This window comes from Azospirillum sp. TSH20 (genome assembly GCF_003115935.1).
Lineage (GTDB): Bacteria > Pseudomonadota > Alphaproteobacteria > Azospirillales > Azospirillaceae > Azospirillum.
On the sequence record NZ_LGQU01000109.1, the window covers coordinates 38,214 to 52,843 of the forward strand.

Annotated in this window: 16 protein-coding genes; 6 read left to right on the forward strand and 10 right to left on the reverse strand. The window is 66.5% G+C overall.

The annotated features are described in order from the left end of the window. Positions 1–39: 39 nt before the first annotated feature. Together TSH20_RS35865 and TSH20_RS26445 are read right to left on the reverse strand one after the other, a co-directional pair. Positions 40–342, reverse strand: coding sequence for a DUF2849 domain-containing protein (locus TSH20_RS35865; RefSeq protein ID WP_109155522.1), 303 nt, complete (start codon positions 340–342; stop codon positions 40–42). Positions 343–471: 129 nt separating this feature from the next. Then, on the reverse strand, positions 472–1,029 hold the full coding sequence (locus TSH20_RS26445; RefSeq protein ID WP_109155498.1) for an NAD(P)-dependent oxidoreductase: 558 nt from the start codon (positions 1,027–1,029) through the stop codon (positions 472–474). A gap of 263 nt (positions 1,030–1,292) precedes the next feature. Between TSH20_RS26445 and TSH20_RS26450 the strand changes: the two genes are divergently transcribed. The 3 genes from TSH20_RS26450 to cysC are packed head-to-tail and all read left to right on the forward strand — an operon-like array spanning position 1,293 to position 4,664. Beyond that, complete coding sequence (locus TSH20_RS26450; RefSeq protein WP_109155523.1) at positions 1,293–2,000, forward strand: phosphoadenylyl-sulfate reductase; 708 nt, start codon at positions 1,293–1,295, stop codon at positions 1,998–2,000. Next, on the forward strand, positions 1,997–2,794 hold the full coding sequence (cysD, locus tag TSH20_RS26455; protein ID WP_085088709.1) for a sulfate adenylyltransferase subunit CysD: 798 nt from the start codon (positions 1,997–1,999) through the stop codon (positions 2,792–2,794). Before TSH20_RS26450 ends, cysD begins: the two co-directional genes overlap by 4 nt. A 1-nt stretch (position 2,795) precedes the next feature. Beyond that, on the forward strand, positions 2,796–4,664 hold the full coding sequence (gene cysC, locus TSH20_RS26460; RefSeq protein ID WP_109155499.1) for an adenylyl-sulfate kinase: 1,869 nt from the start codon (positions 2,796–2,798) through the stop codon (positions 4,662–4,664). A gap of 61 nt (positions 4,665–4,725) precedes the next feature. Here cysC and TSH20_RS26465 read toward each other — a convergent pair whose 3' ends face one another. Further along, a complete protein-coding gene (locus TSH20_RS26465; RefSeq protein ID WP_109155500.1) occupies positions 4,726–5,955 on the reverse strand; it encodes an MFS transporter in 1,230 nt (409 codons plus the stop codon). A 321-nt stretch (positions 5,956–6,276) separates the two neighbouring features. Here TSH20_RS26465 and TSH20_RS26470 point away from each other — a divergent pair, with 321 nt between their 5' ends. After that, on the forward strand, positions 6,277–7,899 hold the full coding sequence (locus TSH20_RS26470; protein WP_109155501.1) for an ABC-F family ATP-binding cassette domain-containing protein: 1,623 nt from the start codon (positions 6,277–6,279) through the stop codon (positions 7,897–7,899). Positions 7,900–7,975: 76 nt separating this feature from the next. Here TSH20_RS26470 and TSH20_RS26475 read toward each other — a convergent pair whose 3' ends face one another. Then, a complete protein-coding gene (locus TSH20_RS26475; protein ID WP_199231851.1) occupies positions 7,976–8,920 on the reverse strand; it encodes a DMT family transporter in 945 nt (314 codons plus the stop codon). A 119-nt stretch (positions 8,921–9,039) separates the two neighbouring features. Here TSH20_RS26475 and gcvA point away from each other — a divergent pair, with 119 nt between their 5' ends. Together gcvA and TSH20_RS26485 are read left to right on the forward strand one after the other, a co-directional pair. Beyond that, positions 9,040–9,948 (forward strand): transcriptional regulator GcvA, encoded by a 909-nt coding sequence (gene gcvA, locus TSH20_RS26480; RefSeq protein WP_109155502.1) that lies wholly within the window; start codon positions 9,040–9,042, stop codon positions 9,946–9,948. Positions 9,949–10,064: 116 nt separating this feature from the next. Further along, a complete protein-coding gene (locus TSH20_RS26485; protein ID WP_109155503.1) occupies positions 10,065–11,156 on the forward strand; it encodes a nitronate monooxygenase in 1,092 nt (363 codons plus the stop codon). A gap of 53 nt (positions 11,157–11,209) precedes the next feature. Here TSH20_RS26485 and TSH20_RS26490 read toward each other — a convergent pair whose 3' ends face one another. The 6 genes from TSH20_RS26490 to TSH20_RS26515 form a co-directional block, all read right to left on the reverse strand. Continuing rightward, positions 11,210–12,238, reverse strand: a complete 1,029-nt coding sequence (locus TSH20_RS26490) for a GGDEF domain-containing protein (protein WP_109155525.1) — start codon at positions 12,236–12,238, stop codon at positions 11,210–11,212. A gap of 120 nt (positions 12,239–12,358) precedes the next feature. Further along, positions 12,359–12,895, reverse strand: coding sequence for a pentapeptide repeat-containing protein (locus TSH20_RS26495; protein ID WP_109155504.1), 537 nt, complete (start codon positions 12,893–12,895; stop codon positions 12,359–12,361). Between the two features lie 46 nt (positions 12,896–12,941). Beyond that, complete coding sequence (locus TSH20_RS26500; protein WP_109155505.1) at positions 12,942–13,439, reverse strand: thioesterase family protein; 498 nt, start codon at positions 13,437–13,439, stop codon at positions 12,942–12,944. Between the two features lie 107 nt (positions 13,440–13,546). Continuing rightward, positions 13,547–13,879: a nucleotidyltransferase domain-containing protein gene (locus tag TSH20_RS26505; RefSeq protein ID WP_109155506.1), complete on the reverse strand. Its 333-nt coding sequence runs from the start codon at positions 13,877–13,879 to the stop codon at positions 13,547–13,549. Positions 13,880–13,882: 3 nt separating this feature from the next. Beyond that, entirely contained in the window at positions 13,883–14,065 is a 183-nt protein-coding gene (locus TSH20_RS35375) for a hypothetical protein (protein ID WP_199232445.1), read from the reverse strand. Between the two features lie 207 nt (positions 14,066–14,272). Next, positions 14,273–14,605: a nucleotidyltransferase domain-containing protein gene (locus tag TSH20_RS26515; RefSeq protein ID WP_085088676.1), complete on the reverse strand. Its 333-nt coding sequence runs from the start codon at positions 14,603–14,605 to the stop codon at positions 14,273–14,275. Positions 14,606–14,630: the final 25 nt, after the last annotated feature.

Consider the following 14,630-nt stretch of genomic DNA (forward strand, 5'->3'; position numbering starts at 1 on the left):
CCGCCGGAACGGCCAGCGTTTATTAAATCTGGCGTTAACTCAGGCGGCCTGCTTGCCGAGAGATTGCTTGCCGAGATCCAGGCGGACGGTCGGGCCGGCGATGCGGATGCGCTCGCGCATCGTCGCCGGGACCGGAACGCCGTCCTGCTGCTCCACCTCGAAGGTGTAGATGTCGACGGCGAACTGCTCGCGCTCCGCCTTCTCCTTGGCGGGGGCCAGCACGGCGTCGGCCTCGGCGCGCGGGAACAGCGCGGCCTCGGCGAAGGATTCGACCCACCGGCCGCCCTCGCCCAGGAACACGACTTCCCCGTCGCGCAGGCGGTTGGCGGTGATGGCTTTCATCGACCCTTCCTTCGATCGATCCTTGGCCGACATCTGGCTCTCCTGGCTGGTCGTTCTCTAAAGCGGTGGTGTCTTACCCGAACCGACGATGGTCCGGCAGTGAATTCGGCGGGGCGGCCGGCGTACCGGTCATGGCAGCCAACCCTCCCGGTCGATCAGCGCGCGAGTCTCGCGGGCGACCTCGGGCATCGACGCCCCCTCCGCCCGGCGGCGGTTGCGGAAATCGGCGATGATACGCAGACGCTCCGCCCACTCCTCCGGGAACAGCGCCTCCAGCCGCTGGCGCAGCAGGCTGGCGAGAGTCGGGCTGCGGCCGCCGGTGGAGATGGTCATCACCAGATCGCCACGCCGCACCACGGAGGGCGAGTGGAAATCACACAAGGGGATGACGTCCTCGACATTCACCAGCACCCGGCGCTGTCGCGCCAGTTCCGCCAGCGCCGTCTCGGTCTCCGTCCCCAGTCCCATGACATACAGCACGCCGACCTTGTCCAAATCGGCGGCAACGGGCAGAGCCCGCACCAGACGGTCGCCCGCCAGTGCGGCAAATTCCCCATCCGGTTCCGGTGAAAAGACCTGCGGGTCCGCCCCGCCCTCGCGCAGCTGGGTCAGACGACGCACCGCGAGCGGGCCGTTTCCGGCCAGCGCGATCACCACCCGCGCCGGGTCGAGCGCCAGCGGAATCATCGCAGCCCCGCCGGATTCGACGGAACGGAGCAGCGGATCGCGACGCCTATAAGGGTGATGCTGTGCATGGCGGTATTTAGCCCAGCCGCCGCACGACAATCAACATATTTCACACAAGCACCTGCAGCGCAGCACAAGCCTATTAAACAAGTAGAGAATGTATTTACGTTGCACGGGTTTTCCGCCGGTGATAATGTGCAAACGCAAACTGATTATCTACTCATGAAGTAGATTTTATGGGCCACCGCGAAAGGCAGCCGATGATGGACGCGGAAACACGGGTGAAGCATCTGACCGACAGCTACGGCACGCTGGAAGGCGCGCCCCTGCTGGCCACCATGCACGAGGTGTTCGGCGGGCGGATCGCGCTGCTGTCGTCCTTCGGCGCCGAATCCGCGGTGCTGCTGGCGCTCGCCGCCGAGGCGACGCCGGATTTCCCGGTTCTGTTTGTGAATACCGGCAAGCTGTTCGGCGAGACGCTGCGCTACCGCGACCAGCTGGTGAAGCGGCTGGGCCTGACGGATGTGCGCGAGATCGGGCCGACCGCCGACGATCTCGCCGCCGGCGACAAGGACGGCCTGCTGTTCAACCGCGATTACGACGCCTGCTGCCACCTGCGCAAGACGGTGCCGCTGGACCGCGCTCTCGCCACGGCCGGGCTGGAGGCCTGGGTGACGGGGCGCAAGCGGTTCCAGTCGGCGACCCGCGCCGCCCTGCCCCTGTTCGAGGCGGAGAATGGCCGCGTCAAGGTCAACCCGCTGGCCAACTGGGACAAGGACCGGCTGGAGGAAGAGTTCACCCGGCGCGACCTGCCGCGCCACCCGCTGGAGGCCGACGGGTTCCTGTCGATCGGCTGTTACACCTGCACCGAGCGAGTGGCGCCCGGTGCCGACCCGCGCTCCGGCCGTTGGGCCGGCAGCGCCAAGACCGAATGCGGCATACACACCACCATGATTGGAATCGCCCGATGAGCGCCGATCTCGACCAGCTCGAAAACCAGAGCATCTATATTCTGCGCGAGGCCTACAACCGCATCGACAAGCTGGCGATGCTCTGGTCGATCGGCAAGGACAGCAACGCGCTGCTCTGGCTCTGCCGCAAGGCGTTCTTCGGCCGCATCCCCTTCCCCGTCGTGCAGCTCGACACCGCCATGGAGTTGCCGGAGGTCTACGAGTTCCGCGACCGCATCACCAAGGAATGGGACCTCGACCTGAAGGTGGAGCAATGCCCGCCCGAGGAGGAGATGGACCAGACCCTGCCGCCGCTGACCCGCGCCGCCGCGCGCAAGACGGAAGGTCTGAAGAACCTGCTGCGCGACCATGCGTACCAGGGCGTCATGGTCGGCATCCGCCGCGACGAGCAGGCGACCCGCGCCAAGGAGCGCGTGTTCTCGCCGCGCTCGCTGGAAGGCGATTGGGACGTGAAGGACCAGCCGGCGGAATTCTGGGACCATTACAAGACCCGCTTTCCCGAAGGCGTCCATGTCCGCATCCACCCGCTGCTGGCCTGGACCGAGCTGGACATCTGGCGCTATTCGCAGCGCGAGGGGATTCCCATCGTCCCGCTGTATTTCGCCAAGGACGGCAAGCGCTATCGCTCGCTGGGCGAGAAGAACATCACCTTCCCGGTCGACAGCAACGCCTCGACCATCGACGAGATCATCGCCGAGCTTCAGGTGACCCGCGTGCCGGAACGCGCCGGCCGCGCGATGGACAACGAATCCGAAGACAGCTTCGAGCGCCTGCGCAGCGTGGGGTACATGTAAGATGCCGCATTCTCAACTTCGCATCGTCATCGTCGGTCATGTCGACCATGGCAAGTCCACGCTGATCGGCCGCCTGCTGAACGACACCGGCAGCCTGCCCGACGGCAAGGTGGATCAGGTCCGCGAGATGAGCCGCAAGCGCGGCATGCCGTTCGAGTGGGCCTTCGTCATGGACGCCCTCCAGGCCGAGCGTGACCAGGGCATCACCATCGACACCACCCAGATCCACTTCAAGACGAAGCAGCGCCCCTACGTCATCATCGACGCGCCGGGCCACACCGAGTTCCTGAAGAACATGGTGACGGGCGCGTCCCAGGCCGACGCCGCGCTGCTGGTGATCGACGCCGACGAGGGCGCGCTGGAGCAGTCGCGCCGCCATGCCTTCCTGCTGCACCTGCTGGGCGTGCGTCAGGTGGCGGTGGTCGTCAACAAGATGGACAAGGTCGAGTTCTCCAGCCGCCGCTATGAGGTGGTGGCACAGGAGATCAAGGACTATCTGGCCGAGCTGGGCCTGCAGCCCAAGGCGGTGATCCCGGTCTCCGCCCGGAACGGCGACAACATCGTCAGCCGCAGCGAGCAGTCGGACTGGTATCTGGGGCCGACGGTGATCGAGCAGTTGGACGCCTTCCGTCCGCAGCAGACCTCGCCCGACCAGCCGCTGCGGTTCCCGTTGCAGGATGTCTACAAGCCGGACGACCGCCGCATCCTGGCCGGCCGCATCGAAAGCGGGCGGCTGCGCGTCGGCGACACCCTGCACTTCTCGCCGACCGGTGCCAGCGCCAAGGTCGTCAGCATCGAGGCGTGGAACCATCCGGAGACGGTGCTGTCGGCCCAGGCCGGGCAGAGCATCGGCATCACGCTGGACAAGCGCATCTTCGCCGAGCGCGGCCACATCGCCCACCATCAGGCCGACGCCCCGACTCTGGCGCACCGGCTGAGCGTTCGGCTGTTCTGGCTGGTGTCGGACCCGCTGGTGGTCGGCAAGACCTACACGCTGAAGATCGCCACCGGCGAGCACCGGGTGACGGTGGAGCAGGTGACGGCAGTCATCGACGTGGAGGATCTGTCCAGCACCCCCGGCAAGGCGGTCCGCCGCAACGAGGTGGCCGAGGTGGTGCTGCGTTCCCGCTCGCCCATCGCGCTCGATCTGGCGTCGGACCTGCCGCGCACCGGCCGCGGCGCGCTGATCGACGGCAACGACGTGGTCGGCGGCTGCCTGGTGGTGGAGATCGAGGACGCCGCGGCGGCCAACATCACCGAGGTGTCGCACACCGTCTCGCTGGAGGAGCGGTCCCAGGCCAACGGCCACCAAGGCGGCATCGTCTGGCTGACCGGCCTGTCGGGCGCCGGCAAGTCGACGCTGGCGATGGCGCTGGAACGCGCGCTGTTCGACCGCGGCTGGCAGACCTTCGTGCTGGACGGCGATAATGTCCGCAACGGGCTGAACGCCGGGCTGGGCTTCTCCGCCGACGACCGGGCGGAGAACATCCGTCGGGTGGCCGAGACGGCGAAGCTGTTCGCCGATGCCGGTATGGTGGTGATCGCCTCGCTGATCTCGCCGCTGAAGTCCGATCGGGCGCGGGCGCGGGTGATCGGCGGCGAACGCTTCCACGAGGTGTATGTGGCGGCCGACCTCGCCACCTGCGAGGAGCGTGACCCCAAGGGCCTCTACAAGAAGGCGCGCGCCGGCGAGATCGCCGAGTTCACCGGCATCTCGGCTCCCTACGAGGCGCCGGACCAGCCCGAACTGGTGATCGACACCGACACGCTGAGCCGCAGCGAGGCGTTGGCCCAGCTGCTGGACTATGTGGATGAGACCTTGGGCAAGAACAGCCTGAAGTCGGAGAAAGAGCTGACCTATGTGATCTGAGGGTCGGCCATCATAGGGTGAGGGTTCGGGCGCGGGGGAAAGACCGCGCCCGAAGCCGTTTTCAGGCCGTCTTCCGCTCCTGACGATACATCGCCGTGACGATCAGTGCCGCGGTCGCCAGCGCCAGCGGCACGAAGGAGATGCGCAGGACGGTGTCCCAGCCGTAACTCGTCAGCAGGCTGCCCGAGGCGAAGGAGCCGAAGGCCATCGTGCCGAAGACGAGGAAATCGTTCACCGACTGGACCCGGGTCTTCTCCTCCGGTCGGTGGCAGTCCAGCACCAGGGCCGAGGCGCCGAGGAAGCCGAAGTTCCACCCCACCCCCAGCAGGATCAGGCTGATCCAGAAATGGGCCACGTCCTGCCCCGCCAGCCCGACGGCCGAGGCGGCGGCGATCAGCGCCAGCCCGACGGCGACCATCCGCGGGGAGCCGAAGCGGCTGATCAGCCGCCCGGTGAAGAAGCTGGGGGCGTACATGGCGATGACGTGCCATTGCAGGCCGAGGTTGGCCGACTCCTGCGGCAGGCCGCACAGCCGCATCGCCAGCGGGGCGGCGGTCATCAGGAAGTTCATCAGCAGGTAGGACACCACGCCGCAGATCACCGCGGTGATGAAGCGGGGCTGGCGCAGGATGGCGCCCAGCGGACGGCCGCCGGCGACCTCCGCCGCGGTCGGCTTGGGCAGGCGGACGCCCATCAGGACGAGCGCCGACAGCGCGGCGACGGCGGCCTGCGCGACATAGGTCGCAGCGAACAGGTGGGGCGGCCACAGGTTCATGGTGTGGGTGACCAGCTGCGGCCCGACCACGCCGGCGACCACGCCCCCGGCCATCACGGCGGACATGGCGCGCGGCCGGCGCTCCACCGAGGTGCAGTCGGCGGCGGCGAAGCGGAAGGAGAGCACCACCGCGGCATAGGCCCCGCCGGGAATCATCGCCGCGCAGAACAGCCAGAACGATCCGAACAGGATGGCCAGCGCCGACAGCAGCCCGACCAGCACGCCGCATCCGGTCCCCGCCAGGAAGGCGGCGCGCCGGCCGAAGCGGCGGGCGATGGTCCCGGCCGGCAGGGTGCAGATTGCCATGCCGACCACGAAGATGGAGATCGGCAGGGTCGCCAGCGCCGGGTTGGGGCCCAGCGTGTTGCCGACGATGGCGCCGGTCGCATAGACGACGATCGCGTTGGCACCGGCAAGCGCCTGCGCGATCACCAGCCGGGCGATGTTGCCAAGCTCATGCGCCTGGGAAACCGCGGACGCAGATTCGCTCCGGGGGGTGACTTCGGCTTGCGACATGGGACTCCTCGGGCGATGCGGCGGCGGACCGGGCCGACGCGGTGGTCGATCCAGGATTAGCGGTGCAGCGGTATGAACGGAAACGGTTTGTCCACATGGGCCGAATGATCAGGCGTCATGAATGCTCGATCGCCAGATTTTCATGCACCCGCGGAAATGAAAGGGTTGGAGCACATCGACGGCTTCCCGGCATCGGCAGAGGAGATGGGACGGTAGCGGGAGCACCGCTGCGATCAGGACTCTGTCGCGGCACGCATCCTGTGGCATAAGGGGCCGCCATCACGCCCCCAAGCACCATGCCTCCAAGGACCCCTGTCGCCCATGATCCGCTTCGATAACGTCAGCAAGCAGAACGGCCACCGCATCCTGTTCCTGGAGGCCTCCGCGGCGCTCAACCGGGGTGAGAAGATCGGGCTGGTCGGTCCGAATGGCGCCGGCAAGACGACCCTGTTCCGCATGATCACCGGCGAGGAACAGCCGGACGGCGGTCAGGTGGCGATCGAGAAGCAGGTCAGCATCGGCTATTTCAACCAGGATGTCGGCGAGATGTCCGGCCGCTCCGCCGTGGCGGAGGTGATGGACGGCGCCGGGCCGGTCAGCGTCGTCGCCGCCGAACTGGCGGAGCTGGAAGCCGCCATGGCCGACCCTGATCGCGCCGACGAGATGGACGCCATCATCGAACGCTACGGCGAGGTGCAGGCTCGCTTCGACGAGCTGGGCGGCTATGAGCTGGAGGGCAAGGCGCGCGAGGTGCTGGCCGGCCTCAGCTTCAGCCAGGAGATGATGGACGGCGATGTCGGCGGCCTGTCGGGCGGCTGGAAGATGCGCGTGGCGCTGGCCCGCATCCTGCTGATGCGCCCCGACGCCATGCTGCTCGACGAGCCGAGCAACCATCTGGACATCGAAAGCCTGATCTGGCTGGAAGGCTTCCTGAAGGGCTATGAGGGCGCGCTGCTGATGACCTCGCACGACCGCGAGTTCATGAACCGCATCGTCACCAAGATCATCGAGATCGATGGCGGAACGCTGACCAGCTATTCCGGCGACTACAGCTTCTATGAGAAGCAGCGGGCACTGAAGGAAAAGCAGCAGGAGGCGCAGTTCGAGCGCCAGCAGGCGATGCTGGCCAAGGAACTGAAGTTCATCGAACGCTTCAAGGCCCGCGCCTCGCACGCCTCACAGGTGCAGAGCCGGGTGAAGAAGCTGGACAAGATCGAACGCTTCGAGCCGCCCAAGCGCCGCCAGGTGGTGACCTTCGACTTCCCGCCTGCCCCGCGCTCCGGCGACGACGTGGCGGTCCTGAAGAACGTCCACAAGGGCTATGGCAGCCGCGCCATCTATGAGGGGCTGGACCTGACCATCCGTCGCAAGGAGCGCTGGTGCGTGATGGGCGTCAACGGCGCCGGCAAATCGACCCTGTTGAAGCTGATCGCCGGCGCGGCCGAACCCGACAGCGGCACCGTCACCGTCGGCGGCAGCGTCAAGATGGGCTATTTCTCGCAGCACGCGATGGAACTGCTGGACGGCGACCAGACCATCTTCGAAGCGCTGGAGGCGCATTTCCCGCAGGCCAGCCAGGGATCGCTGCGGGCGCTGGCCGGCTGTTTCGGCTTTTCCGGCGACGATGTGGAGAAGAAGTGCCGCGTGCTGTCGGGCGGCGAGAAGGCCCGTCTGGTGATGGCGATCATGCTGTTCAACCCGCCCAACTTCCTGGTGCTGGACGAGCCGACCAACCACCTGGACCTCGATACCAAGCAGATGCTGATCCAGGCGCTGGCGGCCTATGAGGGCACGATGCTGTTCGTGTCGCACGACCGCCATTTCCTGGCAGCATTGTCCAACCGCGTGCTGGAACTGACGCCGGAGGGGATCCACCAGTATGGCGGCGGCTACACCGAATATGTGGAGCGCACCGGGCAGGAGGCGCCGGGGCTGCGCAGCTGACAGCGGGCGGCATCACGCCCCCTGCCGCACTCCCGCTGTGGGCCGGTCATCGCGCCGGCCCGCCGCTTTTGACCCATTACGAAGCATCGCCCTGCTTCGGGCTGCGCACCCGAAGCGCCATCGCAAGCCCTGCCAGGATAAGAGCAACACCCGCCAGGAACCGGGGTCCGATCCTGTCTCCGAACATGATCGCAGAGGCGGCAATACCGAACACGGGCTGGAGGTACTGCACACTAGCCGCAATGGAGGCGGGCACGTCACGCAGGATACGCAGCCACAGGAAAAGACCGGCCGCCGTCACAGCGAGGCCAAGGTATGCAGCCGCTCCCAATGCCTGGCCTGTCAGTTCGAAGGACGTGTGACCGGCCTCCCAGCCCGCCCATGGCACCAGCGCCAAGAATCCGAAAACCGTGCTCCAAGTCGCCACCACCACGGTGCCATATCTGTTCGTAAGCTCGACGCTCCAAACATAGTAGAAGGCGACCGCCAGCGCCGATACCAGCATCCAGATCGGCCCGAGAGCGGTTGTTCCGGCAACTCCCGCATCGCCTGCGTTTTCCGAAGCCACGACGACGATTCCTGCGAAGGCGGCCACCACACCAACAATCTGTGAAATTGAGACCGCCTGCTTGAGCCGGATCATCGCAAACAACACGATGAACAGCGGAATGGTCGCAGACAGTATCGTGCCGATAGAGGCCGAAGTTCCGGCCACCCCGAATGTCTGCGCCACCTGCCCCACACCGATGCCAAGCACGCCAAGACTGGCGACCGCTGGGAGAGCCTTCCACGGCAGAGGCTCTTTCCCGATGAGCAGGAGCATCATGAAAGGAATCGCGACAGCAAACCGGATCGCCGTCAGGGTCAGGGGCGGCATCGTAATCAGACCGAGCTTCGTGACCGGGATCGACAAACCCCACACCAGGGCAAGGAGCAGCATCGCCCCGAAATTCCCAAGCGAGACGGGACGTGAGACGGCGACCGGCGAAAGAGATGCGGTTTCGTTGGCGATCTGGCTCATGGCGTGTCGCAGTCCATCGGTATGCTCTTGTTTTGAGCACATCTAAAGTTCTGTCGGCCTTGCAGACAAACCATTTGTCGTCACAGCATGCGTGAGGAAATCGCACACATAGGCCCGCCATGACGAATCGACTTCCACCGCTGCAAACGCTGCGTGCCTTCGAGGCGACCGGGCGGAGATTGAGCATGACGCTGGCGGCTGAAGAACTGCATGTTACGCACGGTGCGGTCAGCCGGCAGATCAAGGCGTTGGAGGAGCATCTCGGTGTCCAACTCTTCCGACGGATGACCCGCAGAATTGAATTCAGCGCGGAAGGTGCGGCGTTCTTCGCCGTCGTCACACGCCTTCTGTCGGAACTCTCCCGAGAGACGGAAAGCATCCGTCGCAGAAACGAGACCGCGCGGCTCGTTGTGAGTTCCGGCGTCTCGTTTGCGAGCAAGTGGCTAACCCCGCGTCTGCATCGGTTGATGGACCGTTACCCCACTTATGACGTTCAGCTTGAAGTGACCGATGTCGAGATTGATTTCGCGAAGTCGCAGACCGACGTGGCAATGCGGTATGGGAATGGGCGCTATCCCAATGCGGAGTCGGAGCGGATCATGAACGAGACCGTCAGCCCCGTCTGCTCGCCCGGGTACCGTGAGCGGATGGGCGGTCTTCGAACCGCCAAAGACATCGCGTCAGCTCGCCTCATCCATGAGAACGGGATGAGGGCCGATTGGCATCAATGGTTCGGAATGATGGGGATTCCGACCCCTGCCGCACGGGGCCCAGGCTACAGTCATGGAAGCATGTCGATCGAGGCGGCGATCCGAGGGGAAGGTGTGGCGCTCGGCCGAAGTGTTCTCGTCTCGGAGGACATTGCCGCGGGCCGCCTTGTCGCCCTTTTCCCGGAAGCCCGACTGGACGTCGAGCACGGATACGACCTCGTCTACCCGATGGGGCAGCGCGACCACCCGAAGGTCTGCGCGGTCAGAGCCTGGATCAAAGACGAAGTGGAGCAGTTCAAAATCGCTGTCGAAGCATGAAGCACCGTCGCCCTCTCCCTTCACTCCAAGTGAACGACCCCTTCAGAACAAGTCATTGGTCGTGAAGGACGCCAGGGCGTAGCATCGCCTCACTTGTCGAAGCGACGGAGGCGGAGATGCCCTCTCACACGGAATCCCTTGAACGGCTGGGGCTGCGGTCGCCGGTGATCCAGGCGCCGATGGCCGGGGGCGGCGATACCGCCGCGCTGGTGGCGGCGGTCAATGAAGCCGGCGGGCTGGGCTTCGTCGGCGCCGCCTACCTCACCCCGGCGCAGATCACCGAACGGGCGCGCGACATCCGCGACCGCACCGCCCTGCCCTTCGGCATCAACCTGTTCGCGCCGACGCCCGCGCCCGGACCGGCGCCGATGATGGCCGAGGCGATGGCCCGCGTGGCAGGTTTCCACGCCGAGCTTGGGTTGCCGGAGGCGGAGGAACCCGCTTACGCCGGCGATGCGTTCGACCGGCAGATGGCGGCGGTGCTGGACAGCGGAGCGGCCTTCTACAGCGTCACCTTCGGGCTGCCGCCGGCCGACAGCGTCGCCGCGGCCAAGGCGCGCGGCATCCGGGTGCTGGGCACCGCGACCACGGTGGCGGAAGCGGTGGCTCTGGAGCAGGCCGGCGTCGATGCGGTGATCGCCCAGGGCGGCGAGGCCGGCGGCCATCGCGGCAGCTTCCTCGGCGATGCCTGGAAAGATCGCGGGGCCAATCTGGTCGGCACGATGGCGCTGGTACCGCAGGTGGCGGACGCGGTGAGCGTGCCGGTGATCGCGTCGGGCGGAATCATGGACGGGCGCGGCATCGCCGCGGCGCTGGCGTTGGGCGCGACGGCGGTGCAGATGGGCACCGTCTTCCTGCCCACCGAGGAGGCCGGCATTCCGGAGGCGCACAAGGCCGCCATCCTGGCCGCGCGGGAGGACCAGACCCGCATCACCCGCGCCTTCTCCGGCCGGCCGGCGCGCGGCATCGTCAACCGCTTCATGGAGGCGGTGGAGGACCCGGACGCGCCCGACGCGGTGCTGCCCTTCCCCTTGCAGAACACGCTGACCAGGCCGCTGCGCACCGCCGCCGGCAAGGCCGGCCGGCCGGAGTTCCTGTCGCTGTGGGCCGGCCAGGGGCTGGGGCTGGCGCGGCGGCGCGCGGCGGGGGAGTTGGTGGCGGAACTGCTGCGCGGGACCGAGGAGGTGCGGCGGAGGCTGGCCGGCTGACCGGCTGTCGGGCGGGGCGGCTGTCGGGTGGGGCGGCTGTCGGGCGGGGCGGCTCAGCCCGCCTCGACCGACACGCGGTTGCGGCCGCCGCGCTTGGCGGAATAGAGCGCCTGATCGGCACGGCGGACCAGAGACATGGCCTGTTCGCCGGGGCGGAACTGGGCGACGCCGACCGACAGGGCGACGGTGCCGTAATTGGCGTTGCGCGCCTTGTTCACGATCTGGCGGCCGCCGACGAAGGTCCGCACCTGATCCGCCAGCTTGATGGCGTTTTCCAGGCTGGTGCGCGGCAGGATGATCGCGAACTCCTCGCCGCCATAGCGGGCGGCGGTGTCGCGGCCCTTGATGCATTCGGTCAGCATGCGGGCGACCAGCTTCAGCACATGGTCGCCGACCAGATGGCCGTGGGTGTCGTTGAAGGCCTTGAAATGGTCGATGTCGACCATCAGCAGCGACAGCGGCTGTTCGTCGCGCACCGAGGACTCCATCGCCTCCTGCAGCATCTGGTCGAAGGCCTTGCGGTTGCCGATGCCGGTCAGCCCGTCGGTCAGCGCCTCGCGCCGGGCGCTGTCCAGGCTGACCCGCATCTCCGCCAGCTGCTGGCTCGATTCCTGAAGCTGGGATTGCAGGGCGGCCTGGCGGTCGACGATCTCCCTGGTTTCCGCGGCGATGGCGGCGATCATGGCGCGCAGTTCCGGCAGGCTGATCGGCTGGTCCAGCTCTTCCCGGAAACCGGACAGGGCGTTGCCGTAGCGCTCCGTCTCCGACCCGACATTGCCCAGCTGTTCCAGGATGCGGCCCAGCGCGAAACGCGCCTTGTCGGAGGTCTCGCGGATCGCCTGCGCTTCCGCATCCGTGGTGAAGAAGCGCTTGTACAGCTCGTCGCACAGGGTCTGCGAAACGGCCAGCCCGTCCCGCCGCGCCAGATCGACGGCGCGGGTCAGATCGGGGTTGTTGCCGCTGAAATAGACGTACCAGAGCGTGAAATTCTCCGGGATCGGCGCCAGCCCGTCGGACAGCATCCGCTCCATGGCCTTTGCGGCGAGGCCGCTGGAACGCTCGAAATCCTCCGCGGTTGCCACGACTGCCGTCCGTTCAAAAATCATTCGGTTTCGAACGGTACGCGGCGCAAGCCCTTACGGCAAGAAGGTTCTTGGAAGCGCGACGAGATGCTGCGAACGGTTTGGTTGCGCCTCATCCGATTAGTTGCACTGACCGACCGAACTTTCCGCGCAGATGTGCGTGCCGTCGGTCCAGCGGGCGCCCGACAGGTCGGCATGGCGCAGGTCGGTGCCGGACAATCTGGCTCCGGTCAGATCGGCCCGCGCCAGCGATGCGCCCACCATCTTTGCGTTGCGCAGGTCGGCCTCGCGGAAACTGGCGCCGGTCAGGTCGGCGCGGGTGAAGTCCGCCTCGATCAGCCGCGCCTTGTCGAATACCGCGCCGGGGGCGGTGGCGCTGATGAATTTGGCGCGATAACCGTCGGCATCGGTCAGCTTCGCCTCCCCCAACGTGGCGCGCTGAAAGGTCGCATCGCGCAGCATGGCGCCGCTGAGGTCGACACCGGTCAGCGTCTGCCCCTCCAGCGAGCAGCGGCGCCAGTTGACCTTCGGCTGCGCCGCCTCCGTGCAATCGGCCAGCGCCGGCGCGGCGGAAAGCACGGCCAGGACGGCGGCTGCGGCGAAGAGAATGCCGGAACGGATAGGCGAGCGGATCGGCTGGACGGATGCGGTCTTCATTCTTCGATAGATGGGGGCAGCAACCGTCAACTCAACCACCCGGACGCTACCGGTCGGTCAAAGCCCCATCCAGCCGGGCCACCGCCCGTCCGGCCTGCGGTGGCCGGGGATGTGCGGCGTGGGCCGTCGCCTGTTCAGTCAGTGCCGCGGCGACGGCCGGCGGGAATGGGCTGGTCTTGCGGGTGCCGAGGTCGACATGCAGCAGCATGAACTCCGCCGTCGCCGCCAGCCAGCCTTCCTCCGCATGCCGCATCTCGTGGAACAGGTGCAGGCGCTTGGGATCGGTGCCGAGCAGGAGCGACTCGAAGCGCAGCGGCGTTCCCTCCGTCACCTCGCGGGCGTAGGTCAGGTGGGCATCGACGACGAAGACCGACCGGTTCTCCGCCGCCACATAGGCCTTGCCGATCCCGAACCGGTCGAGCACGGCGTCCGTCGCATGGTCGAAGGCCAGCAGGTAATAGGCAACGTTCATGTGCCCGTTGTAGTCGATCCACTCCGGGCGGACGGTCTCGCGGTGCAGGGGCAGGGGGGTGGTGGGGGTCATGGACGAGATCCGTTACGGACGTGAGGATGGGATCGGGAACGAACCGAGATGTCAGGCTGGTGCACAGGCAGACACAGACCGTTTCCAGTCATGCGTCCGGTCCAACTCTAGACCCCATAGACCCGTACTCCTTCATGCTTGGCCTTGTAGCTCAACGTGCCGACGACGTCCTTGGACGCCTCGTAATTGGTGCGCGTGCAGGGAATGATGTCGGCCGGAATGCCAGTACCAATCTTCGACGCATACGCGTAGTGAATCGACCGCCGCTCCTTCGGCGCGTCGTCCGGCACGATCACCAGCAGGTCGTAGTCGCTGTCCTCATCGAAATCGCCGCGGGCACGGCTGCCGAACAGGTAGACGGCTTCCGGCTCCAGGGCCGGCACGATCCGGTCCAACAGGATTTGCAGCTTTTCGTCATGTTCTGCGTCGATGGCGGCCATCGTCTATGCCCTTGCTTCCAGAAAAGCGGAAACCGTTGCCCGGACCTGTTCGATTTCAGCCAGCCAACGGGACACATCGGCGGGATCGGGCTCATCCGGCGGGCTGTCGAAAACATCCATGCTCGGATAACGGAAGGCCGCGGCGAAGATGGTGAAACGCTCCAACGGCAGCAAGGTCGCACGCAATGGGTGGTCCGGCGGCACATCGTCCAACAACGCGACGATGTGTGTTGCTTGCGCGGATGGCGGCCGAGCGAGACCAGAACCGCCTTGACCAGCTTCTCCGCCGCCTGTTGGCAATGGTAGGCCGCCGATTTGACCGCCGAGCCGACGAGGCAGGCGCGGATCGCGCGGATGTCCTCGTCCACCACCGCCAGCCAGGCGGCGACCACCCTATCGACCATAGACCTGCACCCCGTGGTGGTTCGCCTCGTAATAGAGCGTTCCCACCGAGTCCTTGTAGCGTTCGAATCCGGTGCGGGAGCAGGGAATGATGTCAGCCGGAACCCGGGATTGCCGGCTGGCCTCGAAAGCGGTGGCCATCGACCGCCGTTCCTTCGGCGCATCGTCCGGAACGATCACCAGCAGATCGTAATCGCTGTCCTCATCGAAATCGCCGCGCGCCCGGCTGCCGAACAGGTAGACGGCTTCCGGCTCCAGGGCCGGGACGATCCGGTCCAGCAGGCGTTGCAGCTTTTCGTCGTTCCGTGCGTCGACCGTGCCCATGGAAATCCTCCGCCGCCCATCCTAA

Bases quoted from the DNA above. Each gene is read 5' to 3' on its own strand.
- TSH20_RS35865 (WP_109155522.1), bottom strand. From the start codon at position 342: ATGAAAGCCATCACCGCCAACCGCCTGCGCGACGGGGAAGTCGTGTTC.
- TSH20_RS26445 (WP_109155498.1), bottom strand. From the start codon at position 1,029: ATGATTCCGCTGGCGCTCGACCCGGCGCGGGTGGTGATCGCGCTGGCC.
- TSH20_RS26450 (WP_109155523.1), top strand. From the start codon at position 1,293: ATGGACGCGGAAACACGGGTGAAGCATCTGACCGACAGCTACGGCACG.
- cysD (WP_085088709.1), top strand. From the start codon at position 1,997: ATGAGCGCCGATCTCGACCAGCTCGAAAACCAGAGCATCTATATTCTG.
- cysC (WP_109155499.1), top strand. From the start codon at position 2,796: ATGCCGCATTCTCAACTTCGCATCGTCATCGTCGGTCATGTCGACCAT.
- TSH20_RS26465 (WP_109155500.1), bottom strand. From the start codon at position 5,955: ATGTCGCAAGCCGAAGTCACCCCCCGGAGCGAATCTGCGTCCGCGGTT.
- TSH20_RS26470 (WP_109155501.1), top strand. From the start codon at position 6,277: ATGATCCGCTTCGATAACGTCAGCAAGCAGAACGGCCACCGCATCCTG.
- TSH20_RS26475 (WP_199231851.1), bottom strand. From the start codon at position 8,920: ATGAGCCAGATCGCCAACGAAACCGCATCTCTTTCGCCGGTCGCCGTC.
- gcvA (WP_109155502.1), top strand. From the start codon at position 9,040: ATGACGAATCGACTTCCACCGCTGCAAACGCTGCGTGCCTTCGAGGCG.
- TSH20_RS26485 (WP_109155503.1), top strand. From the start codon at position 10,065: ATGCCCTCTCACACGGAATCCCTTGAACGGCTGGGGCTGCGGTCGCCG.
- TSH20_RS26495 (WP_109155504.1), bottom strand. From the start codon at position 12,895: ATGAAGACCGCATCCGTCCAGCCGATCCGCTCGCCTATCCGTTCCGGC.
- TSH20_RS26500 (WP_109155505.1), bottom strand. From the start codon at position 13,439: ATGACCCCCACCACCCCCCTGCCCCTGCACCGCGAGACCGTCCGCCCG.
- TSH20_RS26505 (WP_109155506.1), bottom strand. From the start codon at position 13,879: ATGGCCGCCATCGACGCAGAACATGACGAAAAGCTGCAAATCCTGTTG.
- TSH20_RS26515 (WP_085088676.1), bottom strand. From the start codon at position 14,605: ATGGGCACGGTCGACGCACGGAACGACGAAAAGCTGCAACGCCTGCTG.